This window comes from Acinetobacter sp. PFS20 (assembly GCF_052261015.1).
GTDB lineage: Bacteria > Pseudomonadota > Gammaproteobacteria > Pseudomonadales > Moraxellaceae > Acinetobacter.
The window spans coordinates 3655632-3674517 of the sequence record NZ_JBPVZE010000001.1; the positions used below are offsets into that span (position 1 = coordinate 3655632).

The following is an 18886-nucleotide window of genomic DNA, read 5'->3' on the forward strand; positions in this document are numbered from 1 at the left end:
ATATGAGTGTCAGTTTCTATCTATCATTAAGCGAATAAATTACTTTGTAGCAGCATGAATTTCGGCAATATAACCACCCGGAAACTGTACCATCGCCGCCTCGCGACCATCTGATTTATAGGCATTCACCAAAACTGTTGCACCCGCTTTTGTGGCTTTATCTAAAGTCTCAGATAAATTTTTGACTTCATAACCCGTCATATCGTGCCCATATGGATATGGAAGATGACCATCGGTGACCAACACTGTCATTTTGCCGAAATCAGATTCAACGCGAATACGTCTATATGTTTCATTTGGACGTCCAATCTCTATACCAGCCGCTTTAGGGTTATCTGAAACCACTTTGCCATGCGAGAAATTGACGAACTTTTTAACAAAAGAATCGGCACTTTGTTTTGAAACATAAATACGATTTTCTGGAACAGTTTCAAGTTTGTTATAGCTCGGTTTAGTCGTGTGCCAATAAAGCTGCATATTTACGCCACCCGGCCACTGGATGACTGCATCCCGCCCGATTGGGTCAGGAAATGCATCAACAATCACATCTGCGCCATTCGCTTTGGCAGACTGGACGGCTGCATCCATATCTTTGACTAAATAGCCTGTTCTTTCTAAACCAAAAGGATGTGGTATTGGAGTTTTAAAACCAAATACAGACAGTGTTCCTACTGGAGTCAATACAAGTTGGGAAATGGTCTGGCTTGGTGTTGGCGTCACCTGAAAAATACCCTGTTTAGATTTAGTCCCACCAAAAGTCGCGACTAAGCTGTCGGTAAATTTATCGAAGTCTTCTGGGTTAACATATACATGCGTTGTATCGTATTGAGGAGCTACACCGGGCGCTTCACTTTTTATACTGGTTGTTGTTTTGGCAAAAACTTGAGGAACAATGGCAACATTTGTGCCCACTAGCATTGTGCTTAAAAGCAAGGCTGATAATGATTTACGCATAAAAGACTCCGTAAGAATTGAGTACTACAACTTATTGTGACTTTGTTTGTTGATTAGAAAAAATGGTGACCATCACTAGAGCTGCAATGAGACCAAGGTGTTCAAAGAAACTATTAAACGTGCTAAAAAATGCCGGACCTGTGTGATTCCAAAAATCGTTTGCAACCAGCATCGCTATGGCGGTTAGACAGCCTAAAGCCCCTGCTCCTAACCAGACAAAACGATTAAAAACAACCAAGAGCGAACCCACAATTTCAATCACAATCGCTGTAGATGCCCAGAGCCAAGCAGGTTGCAAACCGAAATTCGCCTGCTCATCAATCGCCGCATGAAATCCGATGAATTTATTCATTCCGCCGACTAAATAGGCTGAAACTAATGCAACTCGAAGAAGTGGCAGCAATCCACGAATTGATAAGATCTTTTTTACCCACACAGGATTATTATTAATTAAGTCACTCATCTATTTACCTCATTGGTATTTCGATTTTTAATAACCCTATAAAATTATAAAAATATTAATATTTTCAAGAATCATGATTTTAATTTAGATATTTAAAATACTTATTTAAACAACTCCAAAACAAACTTAATTAGCAGCCTATATAAAATCAAAAATAACTGTAAACTACTAGATATTTATTTAAATACAAACTGTATCCTCAAAAGATACAATGATTGATAAGTACAAAATCATAATATAGTTTAGCGGAACACCAATTTAGCCTTTCAAAATTTAATGGATAAACTAGACTGTATTAATACTTTCATTAGTGTTGTAGAAACTGGAAATTTTAGTCATGCCTCTAGAAAATTAGGTGTTACTAGAGATCAAGTTTCTAAAAGAATCCTTTATTTAGAAAGTCTATTTAGTACATCATTGTTTACACGTAATACCAGAAAGATGGACCTTACCCGCTCAGGAGAGAAGTTTTATCAACGTTGTAAGGTCATTGTTAAAGAATTAGATTTAGCCGCCAATGACTTCATCTATGATCAAAAGTACCCTGAAGGCATATTAAAAATTAGTACTCCTCATGCTTTTGTACAAACATGCTTCTCAGAGATTATTTCTAATTTTTTAATCCAATATCCTAATATTGAAATTGATCTTTTATTTACAGAAAATTCAACAAATATCAATGAACATAAATTTGATATTATTTTAAAAATTGAAGAAGAAATTAAAGAACAAAATATATTCTTACTAGATACTTATAAAAGAAACTTTTATGCAACAACAACATTTTTAAATAAATATGGAAAACCCAAAAGCATAGAAGAATTAAGAAAATATAATATATCGCTATATTCAAAATCAGATTTAAAAAATAATTTTATTGATTCAATTCCTCAACTCATTTGCAATAATATAGAAATTCTTTTAGATTTTTGCCAAAAGAATCACAGTATTTTATTTATTCCCGATTTTTTAGCAAAAAAATATGAAGATGCAGGCGTTATTATTAATTGCTCACAGGATATCTTTTCATCAACGGTTCATTTTTATGCAACCACACCCTATGGGTCAAAAATTCCCAAAAAGGTTCAGCTTTTTTTAGACTCGTTAAAGCAGCATTTTCGGCCTAACACTGATCGCTCTATAATTTAATTTTTGAATCACCTACAGCTATGCATTTTTTATTAACCACAAATTCCCCCTTCCAAAAAACAATCCACCACCCTTTCTTGCTCAATTGCCACATCCGAGCTTAAAAGCTGAATGATTGCGCCTTCAATCATATATAAAAAGAGTTTGGCATCCTGAAAATTTGCATCGTTTTTGAGTGTTCTAAGTTGGCTATAAATCTCATTGTTGAGCCATGTTCGATATCTCACTGCCACTTGATAAGCTTTGGGATAAGTCAGTTTCGTTTCAAAAATGGCTTTAAATAATAAATAGTACGGCCCTTCTAAATCGGTATGTAAGAAATAGAGTTTCTTTAATTGATCAGTTACGCTGGTACGGTTGACCTCCTCGGCAATTGAAACCACTTTTTCTTTTAAGCGCTCTTTTTGCACAATCAAACAGATTTCGATAAACCGCTCTTTGGAATGAAAGTAATTATAAAAAGTCGCTTTTGGAATTTGTGACTCTTTCACAATTCTGTCGATGCCCACGGTATGGAATCCGTAATGGTGAAACAAATGAATTGATGTATTAACAACTTTTATGGCGCGCGTGGGGAGAACTAAATTTTGCATATTTTTTACCGTTATAAATTCTTGTTGTTTCTAAACGAGATACTTTTTTGGGAGAAAAAAGGCATAGCAAAGCCATAAAGACTGCTTGGCACATCTCAAGTTTTATTGTTGATGCAAGTTTTTTTGAGCCGTAATGACTTAAAACCTGAAAACCCTAAAGGTTAACAAGCTGATAGATCTAATTTAAGTCGTGTCGTTATAGCTTTTGGCAAAGGCTGCCAAGAAATTAAGAATGTGCAAAGCCAACTCCTTTTTATTGGGAGTTCTGCCAGACATTTATAGAATTATGGTGGCAGAACGAAAGAGGGTTGACAGACTGGCTTTGAGAACCCAGCACGCACAAAGGCGTCCCCCTTCCGTCCTACCGCTACAAAAAGGGAGACGAACGGGTCTACATTAAAAAAAGATTTTTTCAATGTACTCAAAGAACAGCCTGTCAAAGCCGGCTGGCAATGTGGCCAGCAGGCAAAGGATAAGCTTCACATTTATTGCAGTCAAGCACACAAAATGACATTTGTTTTAAATTAGATCATTAAAAAGTAAGGATAAATAATGAATAAGTTATTGTTTAATACGGGTTTATAAAGCTGGGTTTTGTGAAGTAGGAATACGCTAGTGTGGCTTTCACCACCTGCGCTTTATTATTAAAGTTATTGTTTAATTGATTATTTACAATATGCTCTAGCACGATGAGAGTTTTATATTTTTGATGAACTCTATCCTGTCATATACAGGTTCTATATTGATAAATTAATTTATCTTATCAATTTTAAAAATTTTACCACTTAAAGTACTTTGAAAAAACATTTCAAAACTCGGTCGTATATCTTCACCTTCAACTGTAATGTATTTCAAATTAGAAAAACATTGAGTATTAGCGAAATAATTATCTACAGTTGCCTGAATGACGTATTTAATTCCGAACTGGTCTTTAACACTGATATTTTGTTTAAGCATAACGATATCCTAATAAAATTATGGCAGAAATAATGGACCCGCCTAAATATCCAATAGCAAACTGAGTTTTAACTAACTCTATAATCTAATTTAAATAGTTGATTTATAGACGCATAAAAGGTACGCCCATCTAAATTTAAATCAACTTCAACTCCAGAGGAAAGGAGAACCCTTTTTCCAACTTCAACAGTTTTAAAACCTTCACGTGTATTTTGTATTCTATTTAGAGGAATTAAAGACACTAGAATTTCTGTACCATTTTTAGATTTTGCAATTAAGTCATTTATTTTTAACAATTTATATCCTAAATTAAAATTTACTTATAATCTTAAAAAACTTTAAAATTATTTAAAAACCAAAATAAAAGCACCCATTAGTGCTTTTATTTATTAGTGCTTATAATTATTTATAGAGCAACAATATTTACAGCATTTGGGCCTTTTTGGCCTTGTGTAACACTGAATTCAACACGTTGACCTTCAGCAAGAGTTCTGAAACCTGAGTTAGCGATTTCGCTAAAATGAGCAAAAACGTCTGGTCCTGATTCTGGTTGGATAAAACCGAAACCTTTAGCTTCGTTAAACCACTTAACAGTACCTTTCATGATATTTGAATTAGACATAATACATCCTAGTTTTTTTAAAAATTTAAACCATTTTATTGGTTATGAGTAACATCGAAATAATAAAGAATGGAGCTGAAAATCTGAAAAAAACGAAGGATTATGACTAATACTGCGGTACTTAGAGAAGATTTACCAAACATGACTTTTTCTAGTTATGTTCATTGTATACGAAAAATAAAATTAATCAAGTTTTCCAATATATATATTTATTTTATTTATAAAATATAAGGAATTCTCTTAATTCTAAGTTGTTTATAAGCAACTTATGCTCAATGCAGGCATTCTTAATGAAATTTAAATGTCCATAACTTAGATCTTTTATAATTATTCTCTATAAACTTCCCCCACCATCAACATTTAGAACTTGACCAGTAATAAAACCTGCATGATCTGACAGTAAAAAAGAGACAGCATGTGCAACATCTTTTGGTGTTCCAATCTTTCCTAATGGAATGCTATCTAAAATAGCTTTCTCAGCTAAACTACCAACTGGTCTGGTTTTTCTAAAAAGTTCCGTTTCAATCGGTCCAGGCGCTATACAGTTTACTGTTATCCCAAATTCAGCCAACTCAAGTGCCCATGTTTTAGTACAACCAACCAATGCACTTTTTGCTGCTGAGTATGCTGTCCGTTCTTTGGCCCCGTAAATAGCCCTACTACCAATATTAATAATTCGACCAAATCGCTGTTCTTTCAGTTGTTCAACAAAATGTTGCGTAACTTGAATGGCAGCCCTTACATTTAAGTTCCACACATCCTCTAAAGCCGAAAATGTAATCTGACCTAAAGGTTGAGGTAAACTAATTCCTGAATTATTCACTATTCCATGGATGACGTGAGATTTAGAAATTAAAGCTAGTGTTTCTTCAGTTTGTTCTATGTTCGATAGATCACAACTAAAAAGCTCCCCATGAAAGTCTATATTATCGATATTTCTAGCAATTCCTATAACGTGATGTCCATTCAAAAAGAGTTCATCACTAATTGCTTTTCCAATGCCTTTTGTAGCACCTGTAACCAAATAAGTATTTTTCATAGTTAATCCTGAATAGCAGTAAAGTAACTTCTGGTAAGTTATGCCTCTAAACATCAAAATAGTAAAAACTGTATCTCTAATTTTTAAAACAAGCTATTTACGTTAAGTAAATCTGGAAAATGTCAATAATTGATACCCCCCTGCATGACCATTTGCTATCAGGTTTCTTATACTTTAGTTGCCATAATGTATTCCTTTTTTGTACAAGAGAATACAGATTATTGTTATTCAGCCCTCTATAGTCTTATTTTCTGGCTCAAGACTGGCCAAAGTATTAACAGATAAGGGGCTTTTCTTAATTGCAGTTCTTTTCATAAAAATGATGATATATAAACTTTTATCATGAGTTCAGTAATCGAATGATGATACAAGGATCAATCCGCTATATGAGTTGATACAAACCAATAAAAAAAGCCCTAAATCATTATAATTCAGGGCTTTTTCAAGTCATATAAAGCTATTCGAGTTTATATGATTTTAATATCTTGGTAGGTATATCCAGACTCGAACTGGAGACCTCTACGATGTCAACGTAGCGCTCTAACCAACTGAGCTATACACCTAGAATGGAAAGCATCATATTCATTTTTCAAAAGCAAAACAAGTGATTTTCAATTGAAAAAAATACAAATGAGCAGACTTTAAGCAACCTTTTTTTATTTCCCAAAAAAGAAAAACGGTACATGGTTTAACCACATACCGTTTTGTTTAGCTGAGTTTCAAACTCAACTTAACAAGGGCATTTCTTCAAAGTACCACCCGCCGATGGATAACGCGCATCGACACAATGACGATAGAAAGTCTTCGCATCCATGGGTGTTAAATCAGGATGATGAGCTTTCATGTGCTCCAAATAAGTTTGGTAGTCTGGCACACCAACCATCAGTCGAAAGCTTTGCTGTAAACGCTGCCACAGCGTCGCAATACGCGACCAGTTCTTTGGAGAAAGCAACAGCTCTTTTTGCGAGAGCACCGTCATTTTGATGATTTTCGCAATAATGACAGTTCCATTTTTTGCAAATTTAAAATTCATCATTACTCTCCTCGTGGGGTGATCACTTCCGGATCAGCATATACAGCTGGCGCTTCATTTACAGTTGGTTTAGGGCTTGCTAAAGCACGGCGCACAATACCAATCGAAGCAATAATCATGACAATCGAAACAATCATAAAGAAGCCACAAAGCGCAGCATTAATCTGATTCGACATCACAATGTTTTGCATTTCAGCAATACTTTTAGCTGGTTTAAGAATTTCACCACGAGCAATCGCGTCAGAGAACTTATGTGCTTGCGCTAAGAAACCAATCTTAGGATTTTCGTGGAAAATCTTTTGCCAACCCGCAGTCATACAGGTAATGAATAAGAAAATTGTTGGAATGATTGTCACCCAAACATATTTTTCTTTTTTCATTTTAAACAAAATGACTGTCCCCAAAATGAGGGCCATTGAAGCCAACATTTGGTTACCAACACCAAATAAAGGCCATAAGGAGTTAACACCACCGAGTGGATCAATCACACCTTGATAGACAAAGAAGCCCCATCCACCGACTGCAACTGCCGTACCGACCAAGTTACCAAAGAATGAACCTGATGCTTTAACCGCAGGAATAACAATACCAACCGTATCTTGCACCATGAAACGACAAGCACGAGTACCCGCATCTACAGCAGTTAAGATGAATAATGCTTCAAATAAAATCGCAAAGTGGTACCAGAACGCCATCATTGAACGGCTATTGAAAATTTCCGAAATGATATGTGCCATACCAATCGCAAAGGTAGGCGCACCACCCGTACGCGATAAAATCGAAGATTCTCCGACTTCTTGTGCCAACACAGTTAACATTTCAGGAGTAACGACAAAGCCTAAATTACGCACAGCTTCTGCCGCAGTTTCTACAGTTGTACCCAGTACAGCCGCAGGAGCATTAATTGCAAAGTACACGCCTGGGTCTAAGACTGTTGCACAAATCATCGCCATGATACCGACGAATGATTCCATGAGCATACCGCCATAACCAATCACACGAATATCTGCTTCGTTATCGACAAGTTTTGGTGTTGTACCACTTGATACAAGCGCATGGAAACCAGAAATCGCACCACAGGCAATGGTAATAAATAGGAATGGGAATAAGCTACCCGAGAAAACAGGACCAGTACCGTCAATAAAATGAGTCACTGCTGGCATTTTCAGTTCAGGTAATGCAATGATAATACCGACTGCTAAACCGAGAATGACACCAATTTTAAGGAATGTTGATAGATAGTCACGTGGCGCTAACAATAACCAGACAGGTAAGACTGAGGCGATAAAACCATAAATGATTAAGCACCATGTCAGCTGTGTTCCTGTTAAGGTGAAAAACTCACCCCAGTAAGGATCTGCTGCAACATGTCCACCGTAAACAATTGCAAGCATCATTAAGACAAAGCCAATAATCGAAACTTCAGCAATACGTCCCGGGCGAATGAAACGCATGTAAACGCCCATAAATAATGCAATTGGAATAGTTGCTGCAATCGTGAAAACACCCCATGGACTATGGGCAAGTGCTTTAACCACAACTAAAGCCAATACCGCAAGGATAATAATCATTACTCCAAGCGCACCAAGCATTACAACGATACCAGCAAAAGAACCTAATTCTTGTTTTGCCATTTCACCAAGCGAACGACCGTCTCGACGCGTTGAAATAAATAAAACTAAAAAGTCTTGTACTGCACCCGCGACAACCACACCGACCAGTAGCCAGATTGTCCCTGGTAAAAAACCCATTTGTGCAGCCAAAATTGGCCCTACTAATGGCCCCGCTCCTGCAATCGCAGCAAAGTGGTGACCAAAAAGTACATATTTATTGGTGGGAACATAATCCAGCCCATCGGCTAAACGGTGGGCGGGGGTTAAACGTCTTGGGTTTAATTCAAATACTTTAGTTGCAATAAATAGACTATAAAATCGATATGCGATGCTATATACACATGCTGCAGCCAGTACAAGCCAAACCGCATTAACATGTTCACCACGACTGAGTGCCAGCATCCCAAAAGAAATTGCACCTATAATTGCCACTAGGCTCCAGACCAGCTTGGAGGGAAGCGTAGATTTCGCTTGCATTGTGTCCATTCTTAACCTCTCAATAAATAACTACAGCATTTTTATATTGTTATGTACTGTTTCTCTTAATCCCTGTGACTCTACTCCTCCTTTTTCTTTTTTCCTCTTATACTTTCGCATAAAAAAAGGGATGATTTACATCATCCCTTCGATAATAGTGTATTTTTTAACTATTATGCACGCTCTAAATAATCGCCAGTACGAGTATCTACACGAACGCTTTCTTCTTGCTGAACAAATAACGGAACACGAACAACCGCACCTGTTTCAAGCTTAGCTGGTTTACCGCCACCGCCAGATGTATCACCGCGTACGCCTGGATCAGTTTCAACAATTTTTAATACAACGAAGTTCGGCGGGTTTACAGTTAAAGGTACGCCATTGAACAACATAATTGTACATTTTTCATTTGAATCGTCTTTTAACCATTTTGCAGCATCGCCCATTGCAGTTTTGTCTGCAGCGATTTGCTCAAAAGATACAGGATCCATGAAATTCCACATTTCACCATCGTTGTATAGGTATTCCATTTCAACTTCAACAATATCAGCAGCTTCTAAAGAGTCACCTGATTTGAAAGTTTTTTCTAATACTTTACCAGTTTTAAGGTTACGTAATTTTACACGGTTGAACGCTTGACCTTTACCTGGTTTTACATATTCGTTTTCCATGATTGAACATGGGTTACCATCAAGCATAACCTTAAGGCCTGCTTTAAAATCATTTGTAGAATAATAGGCCATGAAAGGCACACTCCAAACTTAACAAGTCAACTATGCGATATAATGCGTTGTTGCATTATCTTAATCGTGTCAAATGATAAACTATTTATACCAAGAGCAAAACTGGCAATCACAACTGAGTGACCTTATTACTGATCCGTCGGAGTTGCTAAGCCTACTCGAGTTATCCTCTGATCAGCTATTATCAGGTGCGATTCTGGCTTCTGAACAGTTTAAATTGCGTGTTCCTCGCGCGTTCGTCGGAAAAATGAACGCTAAAAACCCTTTTGACCCGCTTTTGCTACAGGTTTTACCTCATCATTTAGAACTTGAAGAACATCCTGAATTTGTAACAGACCCTTTGGGCGAAGAAGCAGCAAATCAATTACCCGGTGTATTACATAAATATAAATCACGTTTTTTACTGACTTTAACGGGTGCTTGTGCCGTACATTGCCGTTATTGTTTCCGTCGTCATTTTCCCTATCAAGAAAATTTACCGAAAAATGATGATTGGCTAAATATTAAAAATTACATTGAAGCGAATCCGCACATTAATGAAATCATTTTAAGTGGTGGAGACCCCCTTACGCTTTCTAACCGTAAATTAGCACTTTGGCTAGAACGTTTATCATCTCTCAAACAAATTAAGATTCTGAGAATTCATTCACGAGTTCCAATTGTGATTCCAAACCGGATCGACGAAGAGCTAATTTCTTTATTAAAAAACAGTAGGCTGCGTATTATTCTGGTGGTACACTCAAACCACGCTTCTGAACTCGATGACTTTACCTGTTCAAAATTGTTGCAGTTATCTGCCAAGCACATTACTGTACTTAATCAGGCAGTATTGCTTAAAGGCGTTAATGATTCTGCACAGACATTAATTGATTTAAGTTATCGTTTATTTGAAGCTCGCGTTATGCCTTATTACTTACATGTTTTAGATAAAGTAAAAGGTGCACAACATTTTGATTTAATACCATCTGAGATAGATGATATATATCGTGATGTGTTAGCGAACCTACCGGGGTATTTGGTTCCTAAACTCGTCAGGGAAATTGCGGGCGAAAAGAATAAAACACCGCTTTTTGGGGCAACAACATTTTGAGTTATATAATAAGTGATGATGAATAATGCACTATCGGACATTTTTCACAATCAAACCGAACTCACTCGTGAACGGTTAAGCTTTTGTGAAGCCAATATTAAAGATCTTAATGAATGGGTCACTACCCTTTCTATTATGCAACTCGGCGATACGTCAAAAGCATTATTCACCGCCATTTTAGAGCTCAATGAATTAAAGTGTAGTGAAACCTTACGTTTTGATCTTATACAAACGCTCCACCCCACCATTAATAATGTTCTTGCAAGTCTAGAAAAAAACTTTTTTAACCAAGGTGTGATTAGTACAGACCGTAACGAACATATTATTGAGTTGGCGATGTTGCTACGTTGCTATTTCGCCAGTATTTATTTAAATATTGCGCAAAATAGCCATGGGCAATTACAGCATCAAAAGTTTTCTCTATTTGCCTATAAGCAAAAAAAGAATTTGCAAACGGCACGTACCTTATCGACTTTTCATGCCCTACAACAATTAACGAGTCTCTTATATCAGCAGCATATGCTTTATAGTGAGCCTCTTAAAGGACAGTGGCTAGTTGCACATCAGCTCTACGAAACCGCTGTTCAACACAAATATCATCTCATCAATATTAATCATATTCAGGGTATCCACCACCCTCTAGCAAATATTACCCAAGCTTATGCTCAGCTAATTTTGCTCGATATTTTAAATACGAACCAGATTCGCCAATCAGAAATTCAGGCCTTATTTCAATGTAGTTTTGACTGGGCAAGAATGATTCATATTTTGCCGAAAGATACTGCCTTAACCAAATATGTGGTCGACCCAAGTAAAGACCATCCGCCGGTCTATAACACCAAACGCAGCTCTAATTTCAGTCCAAGCATTTTTATAGGCACACAGGCTTTACTTGAGCATGTCACTGCAACCATGCATAAAAATGCGCAATATATTTCTAAAAATGAAAAGTTTTATTTAAGCCCAGCTTTAAAGTTTCATGTACAAACGATTTTGGGTACAACTGCTCAACGTCGTCACGAACGTTATGAGTACAATGCAGAGCTACAAATTTGTTTCGGTTTAAGTACAGCTCATTTCTATCTTGCCAAAGCAAAAAACTTTGAAGAAACGCTACAACTCAACAATAACTACAACTTACAAAGTGAGTCTAAAGTTTTATCAAATTTAGAGAAAAAAGACCAACAAACCACATCCTACCAACGCTTAAGTCGTGAAAGCAAAACCATTTATCAAACCACTGTTCTCGATATTAGTGTCAATGGATATCGTATTAAATGGTCTGGGGAAGCACCGAAAAATTTAAGAACCGGTGAATATATTTTAGTTAAAGAAACTTTGCATGGACAATGGCGCGGCGGCGTAATCCGCTGGATTAAACAGTCGACAGAGAAATCTCTAGAGTTAGGTCTAGAGATTTTGTCACAAGCGATGTTCCCTTGTGCAGTGCATGTTCAAGCAGAGCGTCATACACGCAATTATCATCCTGCACTATTACTACAAACACAAAATCTAGAAGAAATACAAAATACGTTGATTTTACCGGGGTCACAAATTTTTAGAGAGCAACAAACAATTCATTTACGATTGGGGACAGAAGAAATCAAAGTGTATCTACTCAAAGCACAACTCATTACTCAAAGTTTTATTCAATTTCATTTCGAACTTCTGAATGAGCAGCAACAAAATCTGCTTGATCAGTTCATGATGAAAAAGAATAGCAACTCTAGCAGTCAAGATTTATGGGAAGCACTAAAGTGAGAAACTCTTTATTATCTAAGAAGTTAAAACGTACTGAAACACGTTTACTCATTATTGATGACAACCAGCTACGTTATAACCAGATTTTAAATTTATTATTGGGGAATAATTATCAAGTTCATGCTTTATTACTTGATGATCTAAAAAGTTTCGAAAAACAGTTAAATACGCCTTGGGATGCTATTATTTTTGGTCGTGCTTATGACCTAAAAATTGAACAAACACTCTCCCTTATTCAAGCATCTGAGCAGCCACATTTACCTGTTTTATTATTGCAACCTGAAGATTATCAACCTCAGCAATATCAAACCTATATTCATAAAGGTATCTATGACGTAGTTCCATTAGAGCCATTAGATTATTTTTACATCACGCTCATTCGGACCTTGTCGTATAGCCACTTATTGCAAACTGAGCAACGTCTGACCAATGAATTGGAAACTATTCATTCTCATACACAAACACTGGTTAATAACAGCCATAAAGCAGTTGCCCTCTTTCAAGAAGGCATGCACGTTAAGGCAAATACAGAATACCTCAACCTTTTTGGCTTTAAGCAAGAAGAAGAGATTATTGGCCTACCCATCTTAGATGTTTTACAACCCAATGATTTAAATATTTTTAAACAAAGATTTAAGAAGATTTCATTAGGTCAATTTGATCAGGCACGTTTTGAAATCCAGAGTCAACATGCAGCAATTTCAGGTAATAATGCTTTAAAACTTGAATTTATTCCGAGTCAGGAAGAAGACGCCGTACAGTTAACCATTGACTATCAACTGGATTTACAAACACCGGCAAATACAGCATTTTCTGAAAAAAGTTACGGGGCAACTGCGCCTTGGCAACAAATTAATCGACAAATATCAACACATCCAGCTCAAGCAAATGCATTGGTTTTATTCAGACTAAATCAGTGCCCAGAACGAGTGTTTCAACTAGACTGGCAAACACCCGGACAATATTTTAATCAGTTGCAAAGTTTCTTGAAAGAACAGGCTCAAATGCCGATTTTCAATCTTGAACTTGGAGCGTATCTTGGCGTTTTGCAAGCAGAAAACAGTACAGTCCTTAACTCCCAATTGGCTAGTCTGCAAAGTTTGCAAAAAGAGCATTTATTAACGGTTAATGAACTTAATTACTCAGTACAATTCAAACTGAGTTATGTGCAAATTACAGAACCATTAAATGAAGCTTGCTTTGCAAAGCTTCTTGATCAAACAAATCAGCAAGCGTTACCTAAGGCCAAGCCAGAAATTGAGCTAACGCCAACAATCGATATTATCCCTTCTGAACCTACCCACTCTTCTCTGTCACTTGATTTAAGCCTTCAAGATGTTGATGCTCCAATGCCCTCACCACTATTGCAGCAGTTAAAGCAACAGCTGGCACGGGGTGAAATTCATTTAAAATATCAGCAGATTTATGATAAGCATGATCAAGAAACCCATAACTACGAAGTGACGAGTGGTTTTATTGCAGATGAACAGTGGCATGATTTAAATGATTTAGCCGCTTTGCGAGATGATAGTGAACTTTCGATTCAATTAGACCGTTGGATTTTAGTCGAGGCTTGTAAGCAGCTACATAATTTCATTACGCAGTATCCGAAAGCCAAGCTGATTATTAACTTAAATATTGATATCTTACTCAAAGATAAATCAGCCCCTGAACTCATTTCGAAATTACTCACCATTATTGGTAGTAAGCAAGAAAGCCCATTGATTTTACAATTTTCAGAGCAAGCGATTCAGCCACACCTTGCAATTGCGCAGCAACTCATAGCCCGCTTACGACAACACGGCGCAGAAATTTCAATTCGGGATTTCACATCTTCTATGTATAGTGAATCGATATTGCAACAACTTGATGTTCAATATTTAAAATTGCAATCGAAGAAGACAGAGCTATTAAACTCAGATGCTGGTTTAGTGCAATTACAAGAAAAGATTCTAAATTATTTGACTGTAAAACCTGTAGGGATTTTACTTGCTGATCTTAATGATATGAACTTATTTGCTAACGCGTGGAATGTGGAAGCACGTTTCTTACAAGGTCGTTATTTCCAGAAAAGACTTGATCGATTAACAGACGTACAAGACCAATAGTGGTCTTGTCGTTCATAAACAAAAAACGGGCATAAAGCCCGTTTTTTGTTTCGTTTTGCAGTATTAACGCTTGATAGAGCGAGACATACCAGAGAAACGTTGTTTGAATTTGTCGATACGACCACCAGTGTCTACATTCTTTTGCTTACCAGTGTAGAAAGGGTGGCAAGCTGAACATACGTCAAGGTAGATAGTGTCTTTACCTAAAGCAGAACGAGTTTCGATTACGTTACCGCAAGAACAAGTTGCTACTAATGTTGCATATTTTGGGTGAATATCGGCGCGCATCGTCGATTACTCCTAATTTAGAAAGGCTTAAGCTGTTATCGCAATTGATCACTCTCAATATAAATCGAGGAAAGCTCAAAATGAGCAGATCAACACCACAACAGACCATTCTTTTGGCTCACCGAAACCCCTAGGGTTAGAGCTAAGCACAACAAGTGGACAAGATTATACGCCAAATAATTTTTATTTGCGAATTAATCTTTAGATTTAGCCCAGTAATTTGCAATGACCCCACAAACCATTAACTGGATTTGGTGAAAAATCATAATAGGTAACACAATCATGCCTAAAGGCTGGCCAATAAATAAGATTTGCGCCATCGGCACACCACTTGCTAATGTCTTTTTTGAGCTACAAAAGAAAACCGTAACTTGATCTGCGCGGTTAAATCCAAAAGCACGAGGTAAATACAGTGCTAATAACATAATGACTGTTAAAAGAACTGAACAAGCAACGACTAAAATAAGTAAGGTTTTCCAGTTCACCTGATGCCAAAGACCTGCAACGACTGCCCCACTGAATGCGCCATACACCACCATCAAAATTGAGCCTTGATCGAATGCTTTAACGATACTTGGGACTTTTGCCATATAAGGAAAAATATAAGGACGTAATATTTGCCCTAAAATAAACGGCACTAACAGCAACAAGGTAATTTGTATAATTGAAGCAGTCGGATCGAACCCATGTTGGCTTTGGCCTAAAATAAAAAAGCTCACCAACACTGGTGTAATAAACATACCAATCAAATTTGAAAAAGATGCGCTACAGACCGCTCCAGCCACATTCCCTTTTGCAACTGATGTAAATGCAATAGAAGATTGAACTGTAGAGGGTAAAAAGCACATAAACAGAAAACCCCAGTACAGCTGCTGGCCGAGTAGAGGTAACAGAATCGGTTTAGCTAACAAACCAAGTACGGGGAAAATAAAAAAAGTAAATGCGAAGACAAGTAAATGCATTTTCCAATGCAAAACGCCTTCAATTACAGCCTCACGAGACAGCTTTGCACCATGCAAAAAGAATAAAATTGCAATCGCGACAGTAGTCAGTGTATTGAAATATTGCGCTGCTTGACCACTGACTGGAAAAAATGTTGCTAGCAGTACCATTCCAACTAACAAAATTGTAAATCGATCAAGTGCCAATAACTTCAACATAGCCACATCCTATGATTATTTTAGATAATAAAAAACCCAGTTGATAAATTGACCATCTGGTCAAACGTTCATCATACTGGGCTAAAAAAATAAAGCTAGACTTTTAAGACCTAAATCTTAAAGTATCATAGTCAATTTTTAGTTATTTGTCGCATTAGCATCTTGTTGAATCAACTCGATTTTATAACCATCTGGATCTTCAACAAATGCGATAACGGTCACACCACCTTTCATTGGGCCTGCTTCACGCACAACTTTACCACCACGTGCTTTAATTTCTTCACACGCTTTATAGGCATCGTCAACACCAATCGCAATATGACCATAGGCATTGCCTAACTCATAACTTGATGTATCCCAGTTATGGGTAAGCTCAAGCACTGTATTGGTTTCTTCATCACCGTAACCAACAAATGCCAGTGTAAAGCGCCCTTCTTCATAATCACGCTTACGAAGTAACTTCATTCCTAATACTTCGGTATAGAACTTTAAAGATTGTTCTAAATTGCCTACTCGCAACATTGTATGAAGCATTCGCATGTTTATTCACCTGCCTTTTCTGATTCATGAGTTTGATGATCTTTTAAAAGCTTTCCAACCCAAACCACTAAAATCAAGATTGGAATACCAATAAGAGTGGTCATCAAAAAGAACTTTGGATAGCCAATATTACTCACTATGGTACCTGAATATCCACCCAAAAGTTTTGGTGTGAGCGTCATGAGTGAACTAAAGATCGCATATTGAACAGCTGTAAATGACACACTCGTTAAACTTGAAAGGAATGCAATAAATGCTGCACCAGCCAAGCCAGAAGCTAAGTTGTCGACAATAATGGCAAAATAGAGCCATAAAGAACTATATGGTTTAATTACCTTACCGCTGACTTCAACTGTTTGGCCAGAAAGAGGATCGATGTAAGGGAGCGGCTCAATATTCACATCTAATTCACTTGTCGCTTTTAGATTCGCACTCACCGCATATGGATGAGATGCAGAAAGTATTTTCTGTTCGCCCTCTACTACAGCGACCTTAAGCTCTTTACTAGTTGATGCTACTAATTTTTTCGCATCGATTGTCGTACTAAAAACACCTTTTTGGTCAGTCATTTTTGCATCAAAATTTTGTCCATCAAGACTAATTATAATTTTTTGTGCAGGAGTTAAAGCTTGTCCAAAGTATTGGCCTCGAACGACAACACTTCCCTCTCCATCTTTTAATGAAACCTGATCATTTCCCATAACAGGTAAAATTTGTAGAGGTGATTTTGCCAATTCGGTGGTCAGTAACGGCTGAGTACGCACCACAGGCGGCACAGTATTTTGTGCAGCATAAGCAGCTTTTACTTCAATTTGTTTTGTTCCGCTAAAAGCAGAACTTGGAACTTCTAATTTCCATAAGCCTACTTCATCTGGTTTAACTTGATAGCTTTGACCACCAACTTTTACATCAACCATATCTAATGGCTGACCAGATTTTACGAGCCCAATAAAAATGAGATTAGTAGAACTTGCTAACACCGCACCCACAAACATCAGCTTCATAATGTTTATGCGCTGTGCTAAAAGTCCCCCTAAGAATCCACCGACTAAACTGAATAGCACACCATAGATTTTGACTGCTTCGGCAATTTCTTCTTTGCTAAAGTTCAGATCTTGATAAAACACATTGGAAATGACACCAGCAATAATGTCTGAAATACGGAAAAAACCAATGAGAAGTAATAAGACTAAGGCAAGTTTGACACCATAACGTTTAAAGAAATCTAAAATGGGTGCAATCCACGTTTCTTTCGCCATTTGCTGATTAACTACACCAAATTTAACCAGTAAATAACCCACAAAAATGGCGCAAGCTGTAGCCGTTAAAAATCTTAAAGCTTCTAAGCCAAACAGTGCCGCGTTATCTTTTATATTTCCAGCTTGTGAGATTGCATCTGTAATCTGCCCAGAATAAATATAGGTGACTACAAATGAAATAACGGCAACAAAAAACACGAACACCAAGCGATAATAATCACTACTCTTATAGTTTTTATAGACACGATTTACCTGAGGTTCACGAACGAGCAAAGTCGTTACAATACCGACTAACATAACCGCTGCCATGGTTAAGTAAGTCATTTTCCAAGCTTCGTAAATGTAATTACCTTTAGCAGTCCCTAAATGTGCAGCTAGAAATAATGCCCCTGCTCCAGCCACAATCATGCCGATTCGATAACCAGCATTATAGGTAGATGCCAACACGGTTTGCATTTCTGTTTCTGCTAGTTCAATACGATAGGCATCAATTACAATATCTTGTGTTGCTGCTGAAAAACCAAGCAACACTGCACCCACTGCCATTTGAACCAGATAACTCTGACCTAAAGCTGGGTCCGAGAAAGCCATAATACAAATAGCAAGAACGATTAAACACTGTGCAATTAACAACCAAGCTCGTCTTCGTCCTAACATTTTAGTTAAGACTGGTACAGGTAACTCATCAATAAGAGGAGCCCAAACGAACTTAAAAGAGTAACCTAGAGCCGCCCAACTAAAAAAAGTGACTGCACTTTTATCAATGCCCGCCTCTCCAAGCCATAAAGAGAGACTAGAGAAAATTAATAAAATTGGAATTCCGGCAGAAAAACCCAGAAACAGCATAATTAATGCACGGCGATCTAAAAACGCTTTAAAAGCCGAGACCCAACCCGAAGCTTGTGTGGTCATTCGTTTTTTATTTTCCATAAATTATAAATGTGCCTATTCAAACCCTTCTTACAATTGCTTTCAAGATTCTTTATGCAAACATTTTTGTTTTGGCGATAAAAACCGCAAGTTTGCTTGATATTTTA

Annotated in this window: 18 protein-coding genes and 1 tRNA gene; 4 read left to right on the forward strand and 15 right to left on the reverse strand. The window is 37.1% G+C overall.

The window, feature by feature from the left end; genetic code table 11:
• Positions 1–39 precede the first annotated feature (39 nt).
• A complete protein-coding gene (locus ACS125_RS17320) occupies positions 40–954 on the reverse strand; it encodes a glyoxalase (protein WP_238611804.1) in 915 nt (304 codons plus the stop codon).
• A gap of 31 nt (positions 955–985) precedes the next feature.
• A complete protein-coding gene (locus ACS125_RS17325) occupies positions 986–1417 on the reverse strand; it encodes a DoxX family protein (protein ID WP_443273562.1) in 432 nt (143 codons plus the stop codon).
• 276 nt (positions 1418–1693) lie between these two features.
• On the opposite strand from ACS125_RS17325, the gene ACS125_RS17330 reads away from it, so the two are divergent.
• Positions 1694–2566: a LysR family transcriptional regulator gene (locus ACS125_RS17330; protein ID WP_443273564.1), complete on the forward strand. Its 873-nt coding sequence runs from the start codon at positions 1694–1696 to the stop codon at positions 2564–2566.
• Between the two features lie 32 nt (positions 2567–2598).
• Here ACS125_RS17330 and ACS125_RS17335 read toward each other — a convergent pair whose 3' ends face one another.
• The 9 genes from ACS125_RS17335 to efp form a co-directional block, all read right to left on the reverse strand.
• Positions 2599–3159, reverse strand: a complete 561-nt coding sequence (locus ACS125_RS17335; protein WP_443273566.1) for a TetR/AcrR family transcriptional regulator — start codon at positions 3157–3159, stop codon at positions 2599–2601.
• A gap of 750 nt (positions 3160–3909) precedes the next feature.
• Entirely contained in the window at positions 3910–4116 is a 207-nt protein-coding gene (locus ACS125_RS17340) for a hypothetical protein (protein ID WP_004790912.1), read from the reverse strand.
• Between the two features lie 68 nt (positions 4117–4184).
• Complete coding sequence (locus ACS125_RS17345; protein WP_174742652.1) at positions 4185–4412, reverse strand: hypothetical protein; 228 nt, start codon at positions 4410–4412, stop codon at positions 4185–4187.
• A 110-nt stretch (positions 4413–4522) separates the two neighbouring features.
• Positions 4523–4738, reverse strand: a complete 216-nt coding sequence (locus ACS125_RS17350) for a cold-shock protein (RefSeq protein WP_004790911.1) — start codon at positions 4736–4738, stop codon at positions 4523–4525.
• Positions 4739–5072: 334 nt separating this feature from the next.
• The gene (locus ACS125_RS17355; RefSeq protein ID WP_443273569.1) at positions 5073–5777 is read right to left on the reverse strand and encodes an SDR family oxidoreductase; all 705 of its coding nucleotides are present in this window, start codon (positions 5775–5777) and stop codon (positions 5073–5075) included.
• Positions 5778–6263: 486 nt separating this feature from the next.
• Positions 6264–6340 (reverse strand) — tRNA-Val (locus ACS125_RS17360).
• Between the two features lie 167 nt (positions 6341–6507).
• Positions 6508–6813, reverse strand: coding sequence for a YbdD/YjiX family protein (locus tag ACS125_RS17365; RefSeq protein ID WP_016140379.1), 306 nt, complete (start codon positions 6811–6813; stop codon positions 6508–6510).
• Positions 6813–8909, reverse strand: a complete 2097-nt coding sequence (locus ACS125_RS17370; protein WP_443273571.1) for a carbon starvation CstA family protein — start codon at positions 8907–8909, stop codon at positions 6813–6815. The genes ACS125_RS17365 and ACS125_RS17370 overlap by 1 nt, the downstream gene beginning before the upstream one ends.
• Positions 8910–9073: 164 nt before the next feature.
• Entirely contained in the window at positions 9074–9643 is a 570-nt protein-coding gene (gene efp / locus ACS125_RS17375; RefSeq protein WP_004790907.1) for an elongation factor P, read from the reverse strand.
• A 73-nt stretch (positions 9644–9716) separates the two neighbouring features.
• Here efp and epmB point away from each other — a divergent pair, with 73 nt between their 5' ends.
• From epmB to ACS125_RS17390, 3 genes are read left to right on the forward strand one after another with little or no spacing between them, the layout of a single operon-like run.
• Positions 9717–10733 carry an EF-P beta-lysylation protein EpmB gene (gene epmB / locus ACS125_RS17380; RefSeq protein ID WP_443273574.1) on the forward strand — a complete coding sequence of 339 codons (1017 nt, stop codon included), beginning with the start codon at positions 9717–9719 and terminating at the stop codon, positions 10731–10733.
• Between the two features lie 15 nt (positions 10734–10748).
• Entirely contained in the window at positions 10749–12494 is a 1746-nt protein-coding gene (locus ACS125_RS17385) for a GTPase (RefSeq protein WP_443273576.1), read from the forward strand.
• Positions 12491–14602 carry an EAL domain-containing protein gene (locus tag ACS125_RS17390; protein WP_443273577.1) on the forward strand — a complete coding sequence of 704 codons (2112 nt, stop codon included), beginning with the start codon at positions 12491–12493 and terminating at the stop codon, positions 14600–14602. Before ACS125_RS17385 ends, ACS125_RS17390 begins: the two co-directional genes overlap by 4 nt.
• 63 nt (positions 14603–14665) lie before the next feature.
• Here the strand turns inward: ACS125_RS17390 and rpmE are convergent, their stop codons facing one another.
• From rpmE to ACS125_RS17410, 4 genes are all read right to left on the reverse strand, one after another.
• Positions 14666–14890, reverse strand: coding sequence for a 50S ribosomal protein L31 (rpmE, locus tag ACS125_RS17395; protein ID WP_003650476.1), 225 nt, complete (start codon positions 14888–14890; stop codon positions 14666–14668).
• 194 nt (positions 14891–15084) lie between these two features.
• On the reverse strand, positions 15085–16056 hold the full coding sequence (locus ACS125_RS17400) for a bile acid:sodium symporter family protein (RefSeq protein ID WP_171056844.1): 972 nt from the start codon (positions 16054–16056) through the stop codon (positions 15085–15087).
• A gap of 132 nt (positions 16057–16188) precedes the next feature.
• Positions 16189–16590 (reverse strand): lactoylglutathione lyase, encoded by a 402-nt coding sequence (gloA, locus tag ACS125_RS17405; RefSeq protein ID WP_005307276.1) that lies wholly within the window; start codon positions 16588–16590, stop codon positions 16189–16191.
• 2 nt (positions 16591–16592) lie between these two features.
• Positions 16593–18779, reverse strand: coding sequence for an AmpG family muropeptide MFS transporter (locus tag ACS125_RS17410; RefSeq protein WP_416668924.1), 2187 nt, complete (start codon positions 18777–18779; stop codon positions 16593–16595).
• Positions 18780–18886 lie beyond the last annotated feature (107 nt).

Coding starts and splice junctions, on each gene's coding strand:
- ACS125_RS17320 (WP_238611804.1), bottom strand. CDS start 954: ATGCGTAAATCATTATCAGCCTTGCTTTTAAGCACAATGCTAGTGGGC.
- ACS125_RS17325 (WP_443273562.1), bottom strand. CDS start 1,417: ATGAGTGACTTAATTAATAATAATCCTGTGTGGGTAAAAAAGATCTTA.
- ACS125_RS17330 (WP_443273564.1), top strand. CDS start 1,694: ATGGATAAACTAGACTGTATTAATACTTTCATTAGTGTTGTAGAAACT.
- ACS125_RS17335 (WP_443273566.1), bottom strand. CDS start 3,159: ATGCAAAATTTAGTTCTCCCCACGCGCGCCATAAAAGTTGTTAATACA.
- ACS125_RS17340 (WP_004790912.1), bottom strand. CDS start 4,116: ATGCTTAAACAAAATATCAGTGTTAAAGACCAGTTCGGAATTAAATAC.
- ACS125_RS17350 (WP_004790911.1), bottom strand. CDS start 4,738: ATGTCTAATTCAAATATCATGAAAGGTACTGTTAAGTGGTTTAACGAA.
- ACS125_RS17355 (WP_443273569.1), bottom strand. CDS start 5,777: ATGAAAAATACTTATTTGGTTACAGGTGCTACAAAAGGCATTGGAAAA.
- ACS125_RS17365 (WP_016140379.1), bottom strand. CDS start 6,813: ATGATGAATTTTAAATTTGCAAAAAATGGAACTGTCATTATTGCGAAA.
- ACS125_RS17370 (WP_443273571.1), bottom strand. CDS start 8,909: ATGGACACAATGCAAGCGAAATCTACGCTTCCCTCCAAGCTGGTCTGG.
- efp (WP_004790907.1), bottom strand. CDS start 9,643: ATGGCCTATTATTCTACAAATGATTTTAAAGCAGGCCTTAAGGTTATG.
- epmB (WP_443273574.1), top strand. CDS start 9,717: ATGATAAACTATTTATACCAAGAGCAAAACTGGCAATCACAACTGAGT.
- ACS125_RS17385 (WP_443273576.1), top strand. CDS start 10,749: ATGATGAATAATGCACTATCGGACATTTTTCACAATCAAACCGAACTC.
- rpmE (WP_003650476.1), bottom strand. CDS start 14,890: ATGCGCGCCGATATTCACCCAAAATATGCAACATTAGTAGCAACTTGT.
- gloA (WP_005307276.1), bottom strand. CDS start 16,590: ATGCGAATGCTTCATACAATGTTGCGAGTAGGCAATTTAGAACAATCT.
- ACS125_RS17410 (WP_416668924.1), bottom strand. CDS start 18,779: ATGGAAAATAAAAAACGAATGACCACACAAGCTTCGGGTTGGGTCTCG.